Origin of the sequence: Corynebacterium suedekumii (genome assembly GCF_030252185.1) — a bacterium.
Taxonomy (GTDB): Bacteria; Actinomycetota; Actinomycetes; order Mycobacteriales; family Mycobacteriaceae; genus Corynebacterium; species Corynebacterium suedekumii.
In genome coordinates, this window is the sequence record NZ_CP126970.1 from 687,253 (window position 1) to 704,321 (window position 17,069).

At 69.0% G+C, this 17,069-nt stretch carries 16 protein-coding genes and 2 pseudogenes; 8 read left to right on the forward strand and 10 right to left on the reverse strand.

Annotated elements, in window-relative coordinates; all coding sequences use genetic code 11:
* Positions 1-91 precede the first annotated feature (91 nt).
* On the reverse strand, positions 92-1,045 hold the full coding sequence (locus QP029_RS03350; RefSeq protein WP_284875454.1) for an L-lactate dehydrogenase: 954 nt from the start codon (positions 1,043-1,045) through the stop codon (positions 92-94).
* 214 nt (positions 1,046-1,259) lie between these two features.
* Between QP029_RS03350 and QP029_RS03355 the strand changes: the two are divergent.
* Together QP029_RS03355 and QP029_RS03360 are read left to right on the forward strand one after the other, a co-directional pair.
* Positions 1,260-1,909 (forward strand): annotated as a pseudogene (locus tag QP029_RS03355) (alpha/beta-hydrolase N-terminal domain-containing protein); the annotation flags it as partial.
* Positions 1,910-2,077: 168 nt separating this feature from the next.
* Positions 2,078-2,977 (forward strand): alpha/beta-hydrolase family protein, encoded by a 900-nt coding sequence (locus QP029_RS03360; protein ID WP_284876139.1) that lies wholly within the window; start codon positions 2,078-2,080, stop codon positions 2,975-2,977.
* On the opposite strand, the gene QP029_RS03365 is transcribed toward QP029_RS03360, so the two are convergent.
* The gene (locus QP029_RS03365; protein ID WP_284875455.1) at positions 2,967-4,691 is read right to left on the reverse strand and encodes an alkaline phosphatase D family protein; all 1,725 of its coding nucleotides are present in this window, start codon (positions 4,689-4,691) and stop codon (positions 2,967-2,969) included. The genes QP029_RS03360 and QP029_RS03365 overlap by 11 nt on opposite strands.
* 115 nt (positions 4,692-4,806) lie before the next feature.
* Between QP029_RS03365 and QP029_RS03370 the strand changes: the two genes are divergently transcribed.
* The gene (locus QP029_RS03370) at positions 4,807-5,496 is read left to right on the forward strand and encodes an HAD family hydrolase (protein WP_284875456.1); all 690 of its coding nucleotides are present in this window, start codon (positions 4,807-4,809) and stop codon (positions 5,494-5,496) included.
* Between the two features lie 4 nt (positions 5,497-5,500).
* Here QP029_RS03370 and msrA read toward each other — a convergent pair whose 3' ends face one another.
* On the reverse strand, positions 5,501-6,172 hold the full coding sequence (gene msrA, locus QP029_RS03375) for a peptide-methionine (S)-S-oxide reductase MsrA (RefSeq protein ID WP_284875457.1): 672 nt from the start codon (positions 6,170-6,172) through the stop codon (positions 5,501-5,503).
* Positions 6,173-6,181: 9 nt separating this feature from the next.
* A complete protein-coding gene (locus tag QP029_RS03380) occupies positions 6,182-7,459 on the reverse strand; it encodes a plasmid pRiA4b ORF-3 family protein (protein WP_284875458.1) in 1,278 nt (425 codons plus the stop codon).
* A gap of 238 nt (positions 7,460-7,697) precedes the next feature.
* Here QP029_RS03380 and QP029_RS03385 point away from each other — a divergent pair.
* A pseudogene (locus tag QP029_RS03385) lies at positions 7,698-8,301 on the forward strand (superoxide dismutase).
* 171 nt (positions 8,302-8,472) lie between these two features.
* Here the strand turns inward: QP029_RS03385 and QP029_RS03390 are convergent.
* Positions 8,473-9,366 carry a LysR family transcriptional regulator gene (locus QP029_RS03390; RefSeq protein WP_284875459.1) on the reverse strand — a complete coding sequence of 298 codons (894 nt, stop codon included), beginning with the start codon at positions 9,364-9,366 and terminating at the stop codon, positions 8,473-8,475.
* Between the two features lie 71 nt (positions 9,367-9,437).
* On the opposite strand from QP029_RS03390, the gene QP029_RS03395 reads away from it, so the two are divergent.
* Positions 9,438-10,649 carry an MFS transporter gene (locus tag QP029_RS03395; protein ID WP_284875460.1) on the forward strand — a complete coding sequence of 404 codons (1,212 nt, stop codon included), beginning with the start codon at positions 9,438-9,440 and terminating at the stop codon, positions 10,647-10,649.
* Here the strand turns inward: QP029_RS03395 and QP029_RS03400 are convergent.
* Positions 10,646-12,070: a TM0106 family RecB-like putative nuclease gene (locus QP029_RS03400; protein ID WP_432418717.1), complete on the reverse strand. Its 1,425-nt coding sequence runs from the start codon at positions 12,068-12,070 to the stop codon at positions 10,646-10,648. The two genes, QP029_RS03395 and QP029_RS03400, sit on opposite strands and share 4 nt — an antisense overlap.
* A gap of 205 nt (positions 12,071-12,275) precedes the next feature.
* On the opposite strand from QP029_RS03400, the gene QP029_RS03405 reads away from it, so the two are divergent.
* Positions 12,276-12,911: a DUF6474 family protein gene (locus QP029_RS03405; protein WP_284875462.1), complete on the forward strand. Its 636-nt coding sequence runs from the start codon at positions 12,276-12,278 to the stop codon at positions 12,909-12,911.
* Between the two features lie 172 nt (positions 12,912-13,083).
* A complete protein-coding gene (locus tag QP029_RS03410; protein ID WP_284875463.1) occupies positions 13,084-13,428 on the forward strand; it encodes a histone-like nucleoid-structuring protein Lsr2 in 345 nt (114 codons plus the stop codon).
* Positions 13,429-13,431: 3 nt separating this feature from the next.
* On the opposite strand, the gene QP029_RS03415 is transcribed toward QP029_RS03410, so the two are convergent.
* Positions 13,432-14,070: a response regulator gene (locus QP029_RS03415; RefSeq protein WP_284875464.1), complete on the reverse strand. Its 639-nt coding sequence runs from the start codon at positions 14,068-14,070 to the stop codon at positions 13,432-13,434.
* Positions 14,067-15,395, reverse strand: a complete 1,329-nt coding sequence (locus tag QP029_RS03420; RefSeq protein WP_284875465.1) for a sensor histidine kinase — start codon at positions 15,393-15,395, stop codon at positions 14,067-14,069. Before QP029_RS03420 ends, QP029_RS03415 begins: the two co-directional genes overlap by 4 nt.
* Here QP029_RS03420 and QP029_RS03425 point away from each other — a divergent pair.
* Positions 15,394-16,035 (forward strand): DUF2020 domain-containing protein, encoded by a 642-nt coding sequence (locus QP029_RS03425; protein ID WP_284875466.1) that lies wholly within the window; start codon positions 15,394-15,396, stop codon positions 16,033-16,035. The two genes, QP029_RS03420 and QP029_RS03425, sit on opposite strands and share 2 nt — an antisense overlap.
* A gap of 6 nt (positions 16,036-16,041) precedes the next feature.
* On the opposite strand, the gene QP029_RS03430 is transcribed toward QP029_RS03425, so the two are convergent.
* Both QP029_RS03430 and QP029_RS03435 read right to left on the reverse strand, forming a co-directional pair.
* A complete protein-coding gene (locus tag QP029_RS03430) occupies positions 16,042-16,194 on the reverse strand; it encodes a hypothetical protein (protein ID WP_284875467.1) in 153 nt (50 codons plus the stop codon).
* Entirely contained in the window at positions 16,195-17,007 is an 813-nt protein-coding gene (locus tag QP029_RS03435) for a class E sortase (RefSeq protein ID WP_284875468.1), read from the reverse strand.
* Between the last annotated feature and the right edge of the window lie 62 nt (positions 17,008-17,069).

Below are 17,069 nucleotides of genomic sequence, written 5' to 3' on the forward strand. Positions count from 1 at the left end.
TCCTTCGTCAGTGGGCCCGTCCCCGGGCCGGGGTTGCTCCGTACCCTCCTCATTGTGCCCGCGTTCCGGTGGGCGGGCATCTCGAGCGGACTCACTGCCGCGGGAAGAACTCCTCCTGGATGGCGCGCAGGGTGTCCACGGAGTGGCGGAATCGTTCGGACTCGTGCTCGTTGAGGTCGAGTTCGACGACGCGGGCCACGCCGGTGCGGTTGATGATCGCCGGGGTGCCGATGTAAACGTCGTCGACCCCGTACTCACCCTCCAGGTAGGTCGACACCGGCAGCGCGACGTCCTGGTTCCGGATGATGGCCTTGGTGATCCGCGCCAGGCCCATGCCGATGCCGTAGGAGGTGGAGCCCTTGGCGTCGATGATCTCGTAGGCGGCGTCGCGGGTCTCCTCGAAGATCCGCTCGATCCGCTCGCCGAAGTCGGGTTCCTTGGCGGCGCGCACGCTCAGCGGCACGCCGGCGACGGTGGCGGAGGAGACGACGGGCAGCTCCGTGTCGCCGTGTTCGCCGATGATGTAGGCGTGGATGGACATCGGCGAGGTGTGGTCGAGTTCACCGAGCATGAAGCGGTAGCGGGCGGAGTCGAGGATGGTGCCGGAGCCGATGACCCGGTGGTGGTCGAGGCCGGAGTACTTCCACACCCCATAGGTGAGCAGGTCGACGGGGTTGGTGGCCACGATGATGATCCCGTCGAAGCCGTTGGACATGATCTCGTCGGTGATGGACTTCATGATGTTCATGTTCTTGTCCACCAGCTGCAGGCGGGTCTCGCCCGGCTTCTGGGCGGCGCCGGCGCAGATGACCACGATGGCGGCGTCCTCACAGTCGGCGTAGGTGCCCTCGGTGACGCGGGTGCGGGAGCCGGCCCACACGACGCCGTGGTTGAGGTCCATGACGTTGCCGCGGAGCTTCTTCGCGTCGATGTCGATGATGGCCAGGTGGTCGACGGTGCCCTGGTTGACCAGTGCGTAGGCGTAGGCCACGCCCACGTCGCCGGCGCCGATGAGCACCACTTTGTTGCCGATGGTCTTGCGCATGAGATCCGATCCTTAGGATGGGGGTGGAACTGCCTCGTCCCATTATCCACTGACCTGCACCGCGCTGCAGGACGCCTGATCCTCTGCCACACTCGGGCGCATGAGGCTTCATCGTCGGCTCGCGCTCCGGGCCCTGTCGGTCGCCGTCACGGGGGCCGCCCGCGGTGCGTTGTTCGCTCTCGATGTGGCCCATGACCTCACGCCGGGGGTGCGGATGACGCGGCGTCGTCGCCTGCCACGCAGCCTGTTCGCGGGCGTCCTCGGCGCGGAGGTGGCCACGTGGTGGGCGGTGTCGCCGTCGCTGCTGCCGCGCCCGTGGTGGGTGACGGCGGCGAACGTGGCCATCTGTCAGGGCGTCGGGCACGTGGTGGCCACCGGCCTGTCCTTCAGCGTGTCCCGGACCTTCGACCGGTTCGGGCGCCGCCCGCACTACCTCATTACCGTGGCGTCGATGCAGCTCACGCACGCCACGTTGGCGGCGATCACCACTGCGGCGATCGCGCTGAGCCTGCGCCGTCAGCCGGAGCAGGCGCGCCTCGTCGACCTCGGCGGGCGTCGCGGCGCGCGCCACGCGCTCATCGGGGGTGTCGTGGGTACCGCCGGTTACGGTGCGCTGCTGCTGCTTGGCGACGCCGCCCAGGTCAGCGTCGACCGCCTCGGCGCGCGGCTGTCCCGCTACATGCCGATCTGGGTGAGCTGGCCCTGGCCGCCGGCCTGGTCGGCTATCTCGCGGCGCTGCTCAGTGACCGGGTCCTGGTCCGCCGGACCCTGCACACGCTCTCCCGCAACGCCGCCGAGCTCAACCGGTCCGTCTTCCCCGGGACGATGATGCCCTGGGAGCCGGAGCGTTCCGGAAGCCCCTGGTCGTATGAGGCGTGGTCGAGCGTCGGGGCGCAGGGCCGGGCGGTCCTGGCGCTCGGCCCCCGGGCCCGCGACATCACCGACGTCACCGGGCTGGCGGAGGTCCACGAACCCATCCGCATCTTCGCCGGGCTGGTGCCGGGCCGGTCGCTGGCCGCGTCGGCACGACGGGTGCTCGCGGAGATGGACCGGACGGGGGCGTTCCGACGGGACACCATCGTCATCCAGACCTCCGCCGGCACGGGCTGGATCACCGACTGGTCCGTGTGCGCCTATGAATTCCTCACCGGTGGCAACTGCGCGACGGTGTCCATGCAGTACTCCTACCTGCCCTCGGCGGTGTCCTACGTCATGGACCGTGACTCCCCGATCCTCGCCTCCCGCGAGCTCATCGAGGCGGTGCTCGGCCGTATCGACCAGATGCCCGCCGACGACCGTCCGAAGGTCTACGTCGCCGGCGAGTCCCTCGGCGGCTACGGCATCGCCGCGTCCTTCGACGACCTGGATGACCTGCTCACGCGTACCGACGGCGCCGTGTTCTCCGGTTCCCCCCGCTTCACCCGGCTCGTCCGGGAGCTGACCGCCGCCCGGGACGCCGGCACCCCGGAGCGCCTGCCCGTCGTCGACGGCGGGCGACATGTCCGCTTCGTCGCCCACCCCGATCACCTGCGCAGAAACCACAGTGGCGTGAACTACCCCCACCGTTGGCGCCACCCACGGGCGGTCATCGCCCAGCATGCCTCCGACCCGATCGTGTGGTGGAATCTGCGTCTGGTGTGGCAGCGGCCCGACTGGCTCACCGAACCCGGCTCCCGTGGCGTGCGGGCGCCCCGCGGGCAGCGTCTCGACGTCGTCCACGGCATGCGCTGGGTGCCCTTCATCACCGCCTGGCAGGTGGGCCTGGACCAGCTGACCTCACTCCACGTTCCCGGCGGCCACGGACACAACTACCACGACGAGATGCTCTGGTACTGGGACGCCGTGCTCGGCGACCACGCGGCGGTACGCATGACCGACGAGATCGCGTCCCGGGCGCGCGAGTTCATCGTGACGGATTCGGTCAGGAGGTGACCGCGGCGGTGAGCCGCGCGCCGTCGTAACGCATCCTGGGGCCGTCGTCGACACCGGTGCCGGCGAGGTGGACGTCACGGACGCGGTGCCACGCCATGTCCGCACCGTCGGCGGTGACGGTGAGCGTGCTGAAACCGTGGACGTCGAGGTTGACGTGGGTGATGTGGGGATTCTGGGCGAGCACGTGACCCTCGGCGGCGCGGGAGACGACGTTGCCCTCCTCGAGCCGGAGAATCTCGTCGACGTTCGGGGCGGTGACGGAGGTGCAGACGAGCTCGGCGGCGATGACGCGGTCGTCGATAAGAATGTGGTTCGCCCATTCCGAGTGGATGTCCCCCGTGAGGAACACGGTGCGGCCGTGACCGTGCTGCGTGCCGAGCTGACCGAGCAGCCGGTCCCGGTCCGCCGCATACCCGTCCCACTGGTCCGCGTTGACCGGGGTACCCGCGATGTCCACGCCGACCATGTCCAGCAGGGGACGGCGCACCACCTGCTCGACGTTGACCAGGTTGAGCGGGGCCATCATCACCGACGTGCCGACGAGATTCCACCGCACATCCGTCGTGGCCAGGCGCTGGGAGAGCCACGTGAACTGCTCCGACCCCATGATCGTCCGGTCCGCACTCGTCCGCTGCCCCTGCCGCAGCACCCCCGGCGCGCTCCGGTAGGACCGCAGGTCCAGCATGTGCAGCTCCGCCAACCGGCCGAACCGCAGCGTGCGGTAGATGTGACCGCCCCGCGACGGCGACGTGCCCCGCACCGGCAACCACTCCAGGTAGGCCTGCATCGCGGCGTCCCGCCGGGTACCCCACTCGCCGTGGACGTCGCCGTGGTTGACCGCACCACCCGACCAGGCGTCATTGGCGATCTCATGATCGTCCCACGTCACCACCCACGGCGCCGCCGCGTGCGCGTCCTGCAGGGCCGCGTCCCGCCGGTAGTGGCCGTGCCGGGAACGGTAGTCCGGCAGCGTGCGAATCTCCCAGGTGGGCACATGCGGGCGTACCACCCCGTACTTCCCCGCGTACTCCCCCGACGCGTACTCGTAGATGTAGTCACCCAGGTGGACCACCACGTCAATCTCATCCGCCCACGCCCGCCGCGCGATGTCGGAATAGGCGCCGAAGTAGCCGGACTCGAAGTTCGCGCACGAACAGACCGCCAGCCGTACCTGCCCGGGTATGGCGTCGTCCGGCGGTGCCGTCCTGGTGCGCCCGAGGCGGGAGACCCGGCCGGCGTGCTCCCCGTCCAGCACGGTGAATCGGTAGAAGTACACCGTGTCCGGCGCCAGGCCGAAAGGATCGACGTGGACGGTGTGATCCGTCGCGGCCGTCGCGGTGGCGACCCCGCTGCGGACCACCTCCGTGAACTCCGGGGTGGTGGCGACCTCCCACCCGACCCGCACCGCGGGACCCGCGCCCGATCCCGGTACCGCCTCCGGGGTCGGGGTCACCCGCGTCCACAGGATCACCGACGTCGGCAGCGGGTCACCCGAGGCCACCCCGTGCATGAACACATGATGCTCGGCGTCCGCGTATGGCACTGGGGCATGGAGCTCCGCCAGGTCCGCGTCGGTGTAGGACTGGAGGCCGGTGGCCTGCACCTGACTGAGGGAACTCGGGGCGACCGCGGCGGCACCGGCGATGAGGGAGCCCTGCAACAGGCTCCGTCGGGTGATCTGCCTGGTGGTCTGCCGCCGGGTCAATTCCGTCACAACCCGCATTGTCGCCCCCACCACCCGGCCCCGCTACCTGGGCAGACAACATTTCACATGCGCGTAACTTCGGGGCCACCTGGCGGGCCCCGTGGCGGGCCCTAGACTGACCGGCATGCTCATCCCGGCCGGAACCCGCGCAATCCTCTACGACCTCGACGGCACTCTCGTCGACCATGACCACGCCGCCCGTGCCGGTGTCGACGCCTGGTGCGCCGAACTCGGTCTTCCCGACGGCCAGTGGGACCGCTGGCGCGACATCGAACGGCGCTGGTTCACCCGCTTCGAACAGGGCCGGGTCAGCCACCTCGGCCAACGCATCGAACGCTGCCGGGAGTTCCTCGGCCGCCCCGACCTCAGCGACGAGGAGGCCCTGGCCTTCTACGAGCGTTACCTCACCGTCTACCGGGCGAGCTGGCGCGCGTTTGACGACGCCCTCCCCTCCCTGACGCAGGCCCTGAGCCGGGGGCTGCACGTGGGCATCCTCACCAACGGCGCCGAGACGATGCAGCGCCGCAAACTCGAGGCCACCGGCCTGTGGCTCGACGGCATGGTCATGCTCGCCACCGTGGAACTCGGGGCCCCGAAGCCCAGTCCGGAGGCGTATTCGGGTGCGATGAGCGCTCTGGGGGTCGGGGCCGGGGAGACGGTGATGATCGGCGACTCCTGGCCCAATGACGTCGCGGGTCCCCGCCGGGCCGGGATGTCCGCGATCTATCTCCTCCGTGACGGCGTGGCACGCGAACGCCACGTGCCCCGGGATGAGCCGGTGGTCTCGTCACTGGAACAGATCGTCTGGGAGTGAACCCCTACCCGGGCAGGCGGCAGGCCACCCCGGTGGAGTGGTGCGGGCAGTACCCGTCGGGCACCTTGTGCAGGTACTGCTGGTGCTCATCCTCGGCGAGGTAGTAGGTGCCCGAGGTGGTGTCGGCCAGGGTCTTCACCTCAGTGGTCACCTCGCCGAAACCGTGACCGGACAGCTGCTCGGCGTAGGCGTCGACGATCGCCTGGATCTCATCGCGCTCCTGCTCGGCCTGCGGACCGACGGTGTAGAAGCAGGAGCGGTACTGCGTACCCACGTCATTGCCCTGGCGCATGCCCTGCGTCGGATCATGCGCCTCCAGTGCCTGCTTGACGATCTCCGCCAGCGTGATCACCTCCGGGTCGTAGACCACCTCGACCACCTCGGCATGGTTGGTCCGCCCGGAACACACCTCTCGATAGGTGGGATTCTTCGTCGCGCCTCCGGCGTAGCCGACCGACGTGGAATCCACGCCCTCGGTCTCCCAGTACATCCGCTCCACACCCCAGAAACAGCCGATGCCCACCAGCACCGACTTCTGATTGTCCTTCCACGGACCCGTGATGGGAGTGCCCAGCACGGCATGGTTGGCCGGGTGGGGCAGCACGGGGGCGCTGCCGCCCGTGAGCGCCTCATCGTCGGGGACCAGTTCCGGGGTTCGCGCAAACATCCAAGACATGGCGCCACTCTACGCCTCACACTGCTTCACGACACCGCGTGCAAGCGCCGCCACCGCCTCCGCCCCGCCGTCCCGGTCACCGTAGTCAAGGAAGTTGAGCAGCCTCAGCGTCTCGTTCCACGGCGGGACCTCACCGCCACCGTCCGAAGCCCAGCCCAGATCGGTGAGCAGCGCCCGCACTGTGGCCACCCAGGAGCCCTCCGGCACCTCGGATCCGACGACGACCAACGTCATCCACCCCGCGTGCTCCTGGAACTCATCCGGGAACGTGGACAGGGAATCCACGAGCGCATCCCAGACCACCAGCGGATCGTCCGCAGCCCGCAACCCGATCCTCGTCGGCTTGAGCACCCCCTTGTACCTGCGTGCCAGCCCGAGCCGCTTCGTCCAGTCGTGGACATCACCGGCCGGCGGGAACAACGACTCCCGGTTGATATTGCCGATCCAGCTCTTGTGGTAGCCCATTCCCTCACCCCATGCCTGCACGATCGCAGGCGGGAGATACCCCTGAGCGGTGAGCTTCACCCCTTCCTGGCCGATGATCTGCAGCAGCAACTGGAAGGGAGCGGCGATCTCCGCCACCGCCCTCGGGTTCGGCTCTTCCGGTGTCGTCCATTCCGGTCCCCGGAGAAACTCCTCCACGAGCAGCGGACGTCCGCGGAACATGTCGAGGACTCCCTGGAACCCCGCCGCCAGGGCGGGACGGGGCCCGAACAGCGCAGCCAGATTCACATTCACCCTGTCCGCGTCGAACTCGTCCGGATGCCAGTCCTCGTCCAACCAGTCCCGCAGCTCGACCGGATCGAACCACGCACTGTCAAAGGTGTCGGGTCGGCCAGCCCGGACCCACCGCGCCATCTCCGCATAGCCACCGGTTCCGCCGCAGTCCTCCGGGGGACACGCCTTCCGGCCGGTGACACAGAGGGGGACCTCGGGGACGTCCGCGACACCGACAAACACCTCCTCCACCTTGATCCGGTGATCCCATCCGTCCCCGAAGTCATAGTCATAACGGAGGATGTCGCCGACCTCGTGGATGATCTGATCCAGCCGCACCTCACCCTCCCAGACGCCCTCCTCCTTCTCGGAGACCTGGAAATTGTTGAGCAGCTCCCGACGATCGAACTGCGTGCCCGTCCAGAACTGGTGCAGGTGGGAATCGAACCAGCCCATCGCCTCCTGCAGCACCTCATGCACCCGGTCCATGGTCAGTGCCCCGGGGATGACCAGGCGACGCCACACCGGCGGGCTCGTGTCCAGCAGATCCACCCGAACTCGGAAGGCCACCGGACTCGATGGCGGATCGGCTATCTCAGGACTACGGCGGGGAGGCAGATCAAACCAGAACGAGGTCGGTGACGTCATGCCCCAAGCACACCACGGGCCAGCACTGTGCGCCACCACCTCCGCCGCCACGCCCATTTTCGGAACATCATCGTTGCCGAATCACCGAAAATGCCTATCATGGGGGACAGCGCACCGCCGAGACGGTGGGTGCGACAACGACGAAAGGATCGAAGAAACCATGGCAGTCTACGAACTTCCCGCACTTGATTACGCTTTTGATGCGCTTGAGCCGCACATCTCCGCCGAGATCATGGAGCTGCACCATGACAAGCACCACGCCACCTACGTGGCCGGTGCCAACGCAGCTCTCCGAGGCTCTCGAGGAGGAGCGCAACGGCGAGGCCAACCCGGACAAGATCCGCGCCCTGTCCAAGAACCTGGCGTTCAACCTGGGTGGCCACACCAACCACTCCATCTTCTGGAAGAACCTCTCCCCCAACGGTGGCGGTGAGCCGACCGGTGAGCTGGCTGACGCCATCACCCGTGACTTCGGTTCCTTCGACAAGTTCAAGGCCCACTTCACCGGTGCCGCCATGGGCCTGCAGGGCTCCGGCTGGGCCGTCCTCGGCTACGACCACATCGCCGGTCGCCTCATCATCGAGCAGCTGACCGACCAGCAGGGCAACATCTCCATCAACTTCACCCCGCTGCTCATGCTCGACATGTGGGAGCACGCCTTCTACCTGCAGTACAAGAACGTCAAGGCTGACTACGTCAAGGCAGTCTGGAACGTCTTCAACTGGGACGACGTAGCCGAGCGCCTCGCCGAGGCCGCCAAGTAACCCGTTCCACCGCTGACCGCCGTTCCCCTTACCGGGGGCGGCGGTTTCTGCGATTCACGGGTCCCGTTATCCCGCTGCTGTCCCAGGCCCGCGCATCCTGTCCCGAAAAGACGGGATTCCGCCGTCAGTCAGAGCCAGGTGCGCGAGCCTGGGACGGCGGTGCCCGGCCGTTCAGCCAACCCCCATGACGAAGGCCCGGAACTGGTCCACGGGTGGGGCGGGGTCGGACCCGGCGCGCCACACCAGGCCCAGTTCCCGGTGGGCGGGCGGGTCGAGGGGGCGCAGGACGATGCCGTGGGGCGCGAGGTAGGGGTCGTCGAGAGGGAGGAGGGCCACGCCGAGGCCGGCGGAGACGAGGCCGGCGACGGTGGTCAGCTCCATGGACTCGAAGACCAGGCGCGGGGTGAAGCCGGTGTCGCCGGCGAGGCGGTCGAGCAGCAGGCGGGTGCCGTAGCCGGGGAGCATGCCGATGAAGTTCTCGCCGGCGGCGGCCCGCAGGTCGACCGGTTGGGGCCCGGCCTCCGCCAGCGGGTGGTCCTCGGGGACGGCGAGGGCGAGGCGCTGGAGGCGCAGCTGGTGCCAGCCGAGGTCCTGCCCGACGCCGGCCGGGCGGGGGCCGACGAGGGCGACGTCGGCGGCGTCGGCACGCACGCGGTCGACGAGGTCTAGGGAGGCGCCCTGGTGGAGGCGGAAGTCGACGCCGGGGTGGAGGGTGCGGTAGTCGCGGAGGAGGTCGGGGACGAGCCAGGTGCCCAGGGAGTGCATGAAGTCGAGGCGGACGGTGCCGCGTTCGGGGTCCATGAGGCGGGCGACCTTGGCGGTGCCGTCGGCGAGTTCGGTGACCATGGCCCGGGCGTGCGGGAGGAAGGCACGGCCGCGGGTGTTGAGTGTCATGCGGCGGCCGGCGCGGTCGAAGAGGTCGGCGCCGAGGGCGCGTTCGATGCGCCGGATGCGGCGGGTGAGCGTGGGTTGGGGGACGGCGAGGGTGGCCGCGGTGTCGGTGAGGTGGCCGGATTCGGCGACGGCGATGAATCCGCGCAGGTCGGTGGGGGTGAACTCACTCATGCACAAAGCGTATCCAAACCAACGAGAAATGTCATTTTACACATGAGACTAGGTGGGGGACGATGGTGGGCATGAGTGAGACGTATGAGGGCCTGCGACGGGGCGACCGCGATTACCGGCGGGCCGTCCTGGCCATGCTGGCCGCCGGCCTGGCCTCCTTCAACGCGCTCTATGCCACGCAGGCGCTGCTGCCCATCCTCGTCGACGACCTCGGCATGACCCCCACCGGCGCGGCGCTGACCGTGTCGGCGACGACGGGCATGCTCGCCATCTGCATCGTCCCCGCCTCGATCCTGTCCGAGCGTTTCGGTCGCGGCCGGATCCTCGTCATCTCCGCGCTGCTGGCCACCGCGATCGGCCTCGGCCTGCCGCTGGCCCCAGACGGCGCAACCCTCATCGCGCTGCGCGCACTCCAGGGCATCGCCGCCGCCGGCGTCCCGGCCGTGGCCATGACGTGGCTGTCCGAGGAGATCCACCCCGCCGACCTGGGGCGGGCGATGGGTGTCTACGTGGCGGGCACGACCGTGGGCGGGCTCACCGGCCGTCTCATCCCGGCGGGCATGCTCGAGCTCGTCGACTGGCGGGTGGCGGTGCTGGTCAGTTCCAGCGTCGCGCTGGCGATCGCACTGGTCATGGCGGTGCTGCTGCCCCACCAGCGGCGTTTCCACCCGAAGAAGATCCGGTTCGGGTCCGAGCTGGCGGCGATGCTCGGCCATCTGCGCAATCCGCAGCTGGTGGCGTTGTTCGCCACGGCGTTCCTGGGCATGGGTGTGTTCGTGTCCATGTACAACTTCTTCGGTTTCCGCATGATCGACCATTTCGGGCTCTCCCCCGCGCTGGTGGGTCTGGTGTTCGTCATGTACCTGTCCGGCACGTGGAGTGCGGCGCGCGCCGGTGTCATCGCCGACCGGCACGGCCGAGGTCCCACGATGACGATGTGCACGGTCCTGTTGCTGGTCGGTGCGCTGGCGTGTGCGTCCGGTTGGCTGCCGCTGGCGCTGTTCGGGCTGCTGGTGTTCACGGCGTCGTTCTTCGCCATGCACTCCATCGCCTCGAGCTGGATCGGGCTGGCGGCGACCTCGCACCGCGCGGAGGCCTCCAGCATGTACCTGTTCAGCTACTACGCCGGTTCCTCGCTCATCGGCGCGGCGGCGGGCCTGGTCTTCGCCCGGTTGTCGTGGACCGGGTTCGTGCTCACGCTGTCGGCGGTCCTGCTGCTGCTCGTGGGTGTCGCGCTGCTCGCGGGCCGCCGCGAACGCCGCAGCACGATCCTCTCGGACTAGAGCCGGGGAGTGCCCGGCGCACCGCGTCGCAGCCAGTCCCGCACCGCCGCGGTGGCCCGGCAGTCGTCACCGTTGTAGCGCAGGAGGCGTTCGCGCATCTCCATCGCCTGCGTATCGACGCCGCGCGCCAACCTCCGCGCATTCACCGATTCCTCCCCGTCGAAATCACCGTCCGCCCACGTGTACCCCGCCTCCGGGGCCACGACCTTGAGGCCGAGGCCGAAGGGGCCGATGAGCTGGGAGCGCACCGTGCGGAACAGGTCGATCCACTCGTCGGAGGCGATGAACTCGGCGACCTCCTGCTCATCGGGCACGACCACGTCGCCGTAGCGGCGACCGCCGAAACGCCGGGCGCTCATGGTCAGCCAGTGGTTCTCGCCGTGGTTGGACCAGCAGTAGGCCGCGAAGCTCAGTCCCAGGTCGTGTGCCTGCGCCCGGCGGGCCTGCAGCCAGGCCCAGAAGCGGGCGAAGTTCTCCGCCTCGTCGTCCCCGCCGAGCGGGGTCCACGTGGCGAAGGGGTGGTACTCCGCCCCGTCGAACGCTCCCCACAGGTAGGCGCCCTGGTCGAGATAGGCCTCCATGTCGACGTCGATCTCGACGTCGGCACGCGGGGCGGTGACCGTGTCCGTCCGGCGCAGCAGGGGCACCCCGTCGCGCCACGCCCGGGCCAGGCGGCTCGGTTCACCGAGGTCCGCGTCGATGAGCCCGGTGACGGTGGTGATGCCCCGGTCCCGGAAGGCCCGGGCGCGGTCGCCGGGCAGGAACAGGCTGATGTCGTCCATGGCGACGAGCTCAGGTTCGCACATCGGCCAGAACCGGCAGCTGGCGCACTCCTTGACCCGGCGCGGCACGGTGGGCAGCCGCTCCGGGGTGATCTCGGCCAGGGCGGCAGTGAGCGCAGGCTGCAGCGGTGCGGTCGGGGTGAGGAAGGCGCGGGTACGGTCCTGTCCGATGGCCGCGCCCCACCCGCCGTCGACGCCGAGGTCCTCGAGCGCCCGGGCCGCCAGGGCCAGCCGGTAACCGTCGGCGACGTGGTGGCGCAGGCGGTAGGGGGCGTCGAGCGGCCCGCCGAGGCCGAGGCGGGCGGTGGCGATGACGGGGGTGGCCTCACCCTCGGCAGAGCGGGCCACCCGGTGATTGCTCACGATCACCGGCAGGTAGGTCCCGTCCGGTTGCCGGGCGAGGATGTCCACGTCCACCCGCCAGCTGTCGGTGGCGAACACGGCACCGGTGATGAGGGTCGCCTGCGCCGCGACGGCCTCCAGCGTGGCGAGCTCGGCGCCGAAGGAGTCGCCGTCGAGGGGGACGGGCGGGATGTCGATACGCAGGAAACGCCGGGCCCGGCTGTCACCGCGGGCGGGGCCCACGGGCAGGCGCTCCCACACGGCGCGGCGGGCCAGCCCCGCACGCTCCCCACGCATCAGGGCGGGCCGGGTGCGGGGCACCTCCGGGTGCCGACTCCGCTGCACCAGGCGGTACCGGCAGCCGACCAGATCGGCGGCCGTGACCCGGCGGCTGGAACCTCGTGCACTCACAATGGCGTGAGCATAACCCACCGGCACAGGTAGTGTTGAACCAGAACAACCAGTCCGCACTGAACTTCAGGAAAGTAAGGTCCCGAACACCATGGGCATTCTCGAGACGATCCGCAAGAGCCGCGCCAGGACCAAGGCCGAGATCAAGGCCGCGAAAGTCCGGGCACGCAGTGAGACCAAGGAAGCCGCGAAGCTCGAACTCAAGCGGGAACAGTTGTTGGCCAAGGCCGAGAAGAATCTTCTCAAGGAAGAGAAGAAGGGCCTGAAGGCGAAGCGCAAGCACGAACGCAAGATGGCGGAGAAGACCCTCGAACAGATGAAACAGGGCCGCATCAACTCCAACAACTTCAAGCGTTACGCCGGTGTCGCCCGCCTCGCGCTACCGATGCTGCTGCCGCTGCTGTACCGGGGCGTCACCGTCGCCCGCGAACAGCTGGTCGGCGCGAAGGCCCGCCGGGTCGGCGTCACCACCGACCAGCTGGCCCGCTTCTCCGGCCACGGCGCGGAACTCAAGGCCCGCATCGACGGAGTCCGCAGCACCCTCGACGAGGACTACCACGCCCACGGCTTCGTCCTCGACGTCAGGGACCGCCTCGATGAACTGGACCGGGCGGTGGACAACTCCGAGTTCATGACCGCGGATCAGCGCCGCCGCGCACACGACGCCATTTCCCGGGACATTGATTCCGTGACGCAGGAGATTCAGGATCGCATTCGCCGTCCGTAGGTTTCTCACACGTTATTGACGGGGTTGTGTCAGTTGAAACAGCCCCGTCAATCTATCCCCGAATAACAGATGTGCATGTTGAATCAAATTAGTGCACAATGGGGCAGAACAATGAACACCCTGAGTGAATAAACCACGAAGGGCCCCTACGGAAACTCCAGGAGTATCCCCCATGGCACGTCGCGAAATCACCCAGTTCATCGATGACATTGACAACACCCCCCTGTCGGAGGACGAAGTCAACAGCATTCGTTTCAGCATTGACGGTTCGAACTATGTTCTGGATCTCTCCGAGAAGAACGCCGCCGAGTTCCGCGAACTGCTCGCACCCTACGTGAAGGTCGCCAGCCCGGCCCCGAGCTCCCGTCGTTCCGGCTCCCGTTCCTCCGGCGGTGCCAAGCGTTCCAACTCCCGCGCCATCCGCGAGTGGGCCCAGGCCGAGGGCTTCAAGGTCGCCGACCGGGGCACCATCCCCGCCAACATCGTCGACGCCTACAACGAGGCGCACCAGAAGTAGCGGTCAGAGCATGCCCTGTTCCCGGGCGGCGGCCACGGCCGAGGTCCGGGAACGAACGCCGAGCTTGTCGTAGATGTGCACCAGGTGCGACTTGACCGTCGCCTCCGACAGCATGAGGGAGTGCCCGATCTCCCGGTTGGAGGAGCCGGCGGCCACCAGCTTGAGCACCTCGAGCTCGCGGGGGGTCAGCGACGTGCGCGGGGTGCGCACGCGCGTCATCAGCCGGTCGGCGACGATCGGCGACAGAGTCGAATCACCCTCGGCGGCCGAACGCACGGCGGCGAGCAGCTCCGTCGGCGGGGCGTCCTTGAGCAGGTAACCCACAGCCCCGGCCTCGATGGCGCCGAGGATGTCGGCGTCGGTGTCGTAGTTGGTCACGACGAGCACCTTCGGCGGGGTGGACATGGTGGAGCGGATCTCCGCGGTCGCCTCCGCGCCGTTCATCACCCGGGTGCCCTCCACGCCGGCGCCGAAGCGCAGGTCCATGAGCAGAACGTCGATCCCGCCGGCCTGCGCGGCGGCGATGGCGGCCTCCGCGGTGGCGACCTCACCGACCACCTCGATGTCGTCAGCGTCCTCGAGCACCGCCCGCAGTCCCAGCCGGACAATTTCGTGATCATCTGCCAGCAGCACCCGGATCATGCCTGCCACCCCTCGTCGGTGTCGTCCTCGGTTGATTGCGCATTCAGTGTAGACGGCGGGTCCCCGGTGACCTGATCACCGGTGGGGCCCGCCGCGTCGTCGGCGAGCGGGATCGCCACCGAGACCGCGCTACCCGCGCCCGGCGTGCCCTCCACCTCGAGGACGCCGCCGAGTTCCACGGCGCGTTGCCGCATGGCGGCCAGGCCGATGTGGCCGAGCCCGGCCGGGCGGGTCTGCACCTCCGCGGGGTCGAAGCCGCGGCCGTTGTCCACGACGTCGAGACGCACCTCATCAGGCTCATAGGTGACAGTCACCCGGCACCGGGTGGCCCCGGCGTGCTTGGCCACGTTGCCCACCGCCCCCTGCGCGATGCGCAGCAGGGCGGCCTCGGTGCGCATGGGCAGCTGCCGGCCGTCCCCCTCGACGTCGACGACGATCGCCAGCTCACCGGCCGCGGCGAACCCGGCCGCCATCCGCTCCAGGGCATCTCCGAGGGAGGTCTCCGACAGGGACGCCGGCTGCAGCGTGGCGATCATCGCCCGGGTCTCCCCCAGGTTGTCCGCCGCCGTGGTCCGCGCGAGCTCCAGCATCCGCAGCGGTTTCGCCAGCCGATCCTCCGCCAGACCCAGACCGGTAAGGTCCCGTTCCACGGAGTGCAGCAGCATCTGGATACTCGACAGGCCCTGGGCGACGGTGTCGTGGATCTCGTGGGCCAGGCGCTGCCGCTCCTCCGCGACACCCGCGGCGCGCTCGGTCTCCGCGAGCTGGCTGCGGGTGGCGATGAGTTGGTCGATGAGTTCCTCCCGCTCCCGGTTGATCCGCCACAGCGTGCGGAACGCGTAGTGGATGGCCAGTACCACCGCCGCCGACACCGCCGGCCCCATGACCCCGCCGACGGTCAACCCACCGGGGATCTGGGTGATCACCGCGATCGCCGTGGCGAAGATGACCGAGACCACCCCGCGGATGTCATCCATCACCCGCAGATAGAGGAAGAACAGGGAGAACACCAGGTAGATACCCACCGGGGCGACGAGCATCGCGATGATCCACAGGCCCGTGAGCGCCATGAGCCACACCATCCGGGCGGGTTCCCGCCACTCCGGCAGCTGCGCCGAACCGTAGAAGTACAGCACCGCGAACCCCGAGCACAACAGCAGGTTGAGCGCCGCCTCCCCGAACGGCAGCTGCACGGACGACAGCAGCGCGACGACCAGGAGCACCGCCGTGAGGATGTGGACCCCGTCAGTGAGGACATCCTCGTCGGGCGCCACGGTGCGTGCCGGGGTGGACCCACCCGCGTGGGCATCTAGGCTGGTCTCCATGCGTTCGAGCCTACCCAGCCCACACCGGGGTTCTGCCGCCGGTGCAGTCATCGTCGGCACGTCCCTGTTCCTCGGCGGCTGCGGCGTCGCCGCACAGGACCCGGGGACCCCCGGCACCGCCGCGAACTCCACATCGGAGGCATCCCCGCAGGTGACAGAGGCCGCGCCCGCCGACTCCGGCCTGCCGCACGACGCCCTGCCGGAGATCCCCGGCGGCCGGGAATCCTGGGAGGACTGCCCCTACCTGGACACCGCGTGGGTGGAGGAGACCAACGGCCAGCGCGTCCTCGGCGTGGGCACCGACCCGCGTTTCGACACCCCCGCCTGCGTCTACTGGTCCTACCCGGACGCCCCGCAGCTCACCGTCATCGTCCGCGACATGCCCGACGAGGCCGCCGCCATCGCCGTCGTCGACTGGGCCGCCCCCATCGACTCCACCGAACCCGCCGAGGAACCCGAGGGCTGGTCCGGCGGCCGCGCCGGCGCGGGCATGGTGCCCGGCGGGCTGCCCACCGGCCACGACGGCGCCCTCTACGCCGTGCAGAAGGACAACCGGGCGGTCGTGGTGTTCACCAACCAGGACCAGTCCCTCAAGGCGGAGCTGGTGGCCAAGGAGGTCATCGACACCCTCGGCGGTTAGTTGCGGTCAGACAGCCACGTCGTTGTAGGGCATGAGAGTGGTCACCCAGGGGAAGACCACCTCCATGAGCAGGAGGAACACCGCCGCCACGAGAACGAGGGTGATCACGAGCTTGAGCGGCCACGGCCCTGGCAGGGCCCGCCACAAAGCGGCATACATCTAGGTCTCCTCCAGTACGGCCGGGCGCTGTCCCGGTATCTTCGGGGTCGACTCGACCTCCATGGCGTGGACGATCATCCGCTCCGCGTTGGAGAACTGCGGGTGGCAGGTGGTCAGCGTGATCAGACCCTCGAGCCCGTCGGTGGGGGCGGCCTCCGGGCCGCCGGGGACCGGCGAGATCACCTCGATGTGACCGGGCAGGGTGATGTGGCGGCCCAGCACCCCGGCGTAGTCGCCGGTGGTCACCCGTTCCGCCTGCTCCGGCGTGAGACACTCGGCGGCCTCGGCCCGGCGGGCGTCACCGTCCGAGTCGATGGGCAGGATCCGGTAGGTGACCCACTCGGTGCTGGTCTCCACGACGATGGCGTCGCACACCTCGAGGTTGTCCAGGTCGTTGAACGGGGCGCCCTTGCCCACCCGGTGACCGGCGACAGCGAAGTTTCCGGCCTCCCCGGGCATCTGCGTCGTGGTGTAGCGGCCCGGACCAGCCATGAGGTCGGCGTCCTCCGTGCCCTCGACGATGGCGAACTGGAAGTCCGAGCCGAAGGAGGGGATGTACATGCGGGCGAACGCCTCGCCCAGTTCCGGGGTGAGCTTCTGGCGGGGGTTGACCCGCTCGCCGGAGTCATCCTCACCCCAGCGCTCCGCCAGCTGCTCGTCCGCCTGCGACTGCAGGCGTGCCGAATTCAGGTTGGTCCAGTAGGCCTCATAGAACGCGAACAGCAGGAGCAGGACACCGACGGTGAGCAGCAGTTCCCCGAGGACCTGGCTGGCGCTCAGCCTGGACCTGACCGGGGTGGCGTGACGGCTCATTCGTTTCTTCCTCGCGGGCGACGATAGGATCGGGGCACAGCTCAGCCTACTGGGCCGTCCCA

What these genes read in the sequence shown, in the direction of transcription:
- QP029_RS03430 (WP_284875467.1), bottom strand. Translation starts at nt 16,194, where the DNA reads ATGTATGCCGCTTTGTGGCGGGCCCTGCCAGGGCCGTGGCCGCTCAAG.
- QP029_RS03400 (WP_432418717.1), bottom strand. Translation starts at nt 12,070, where the DNA reads ATGCGTGGGGAGCGTGCGGGGCTGGCCCGCCGCGCCGTGTGGGAGCGC.
- QP029_RS03435 (WP_284875468.1), bottom strand. Translation starts at nt 17,007, where the DNA reads ATGAGCCGTCACGCCACCCCGGTCAGGTCCAGGCTGAGCGCCAGCCAG.
- QP029_RS03405 (WP_284875462.1), top strand. Translation starts at nt 12,276, where the DNA reads ATGGGCATTCTCGAGACGATCCGCAAGAGCCGCGCCAGGACCAAGGCC.
- msrA (WP_284875457.1), bottom strand. Translation starts at nt 6,172, where the DNA reads ATGTCTTGGATGTTTGCGCGAACCCCGGAACTGGTCCCCGACGATGAG.
- QP029_RS03370 (WP_284875456.1), top strand. Translation starts at nt 4,807, where the DNA reads ATGCTCATCCCGGCCGGAACCCGCGCAATCCTCTACGACCTCGACGGC.
- QP029_RS03350 (WP_284875454.1), bottom strand. Translation starts at nt 1,045, where the DNA reads ATGCGCAAGACCATCGGCAACAAAGTGGTGCTCATCGGCGCCGGCGAC.
- QP029_RS03415 (WP_284875464.1), bottom strand. Translation starts at nt 14,070, where the DNA reads ATGATCCGGGTGCTGCTGGCAGATGATCACGAAATTGTCCGGCTGGGA.
- QP029_RS03420 (WP_284875465.1), bottom strand. Translation starts at nt 15,395, where the DNA reads ATGGAGACCAGCCTAGATGCCCACGCGGGTGGGTCCACCCCGGCACGC.
- QP029_RS03390 (WP_284875459.1), bottom strand. Translation starts at nt 9,366, where the DNA reads ATGAGTGAGTTCACCCCCACCGACCTGCGCGGATTCATCGCCGTCGCC.
- QP029_RS03410 (WP_284875463.1), top strand. Translation starts at nt 13,084, where the DNA reads ATGGCACGTCGCGAAATCACCCAGTTCATCGATGACATTGACAACACC.
- QP029_RS03395 (WP_284875460.1), top strand. Translation starts at nt 9,438, where the DNA reads ATGAGTGAGACGTATGAGGGCCTGCGACGGGGCGACCGCGATTACCGG.
- QP029_RS03425 (WP_284875466.1), top strand. Translation starts at nt 15,394, where the DNA reads ATGCGTTCGAGCCTACCCAGCCCACACCGGGGTTCTGCCGCCGGTGCA.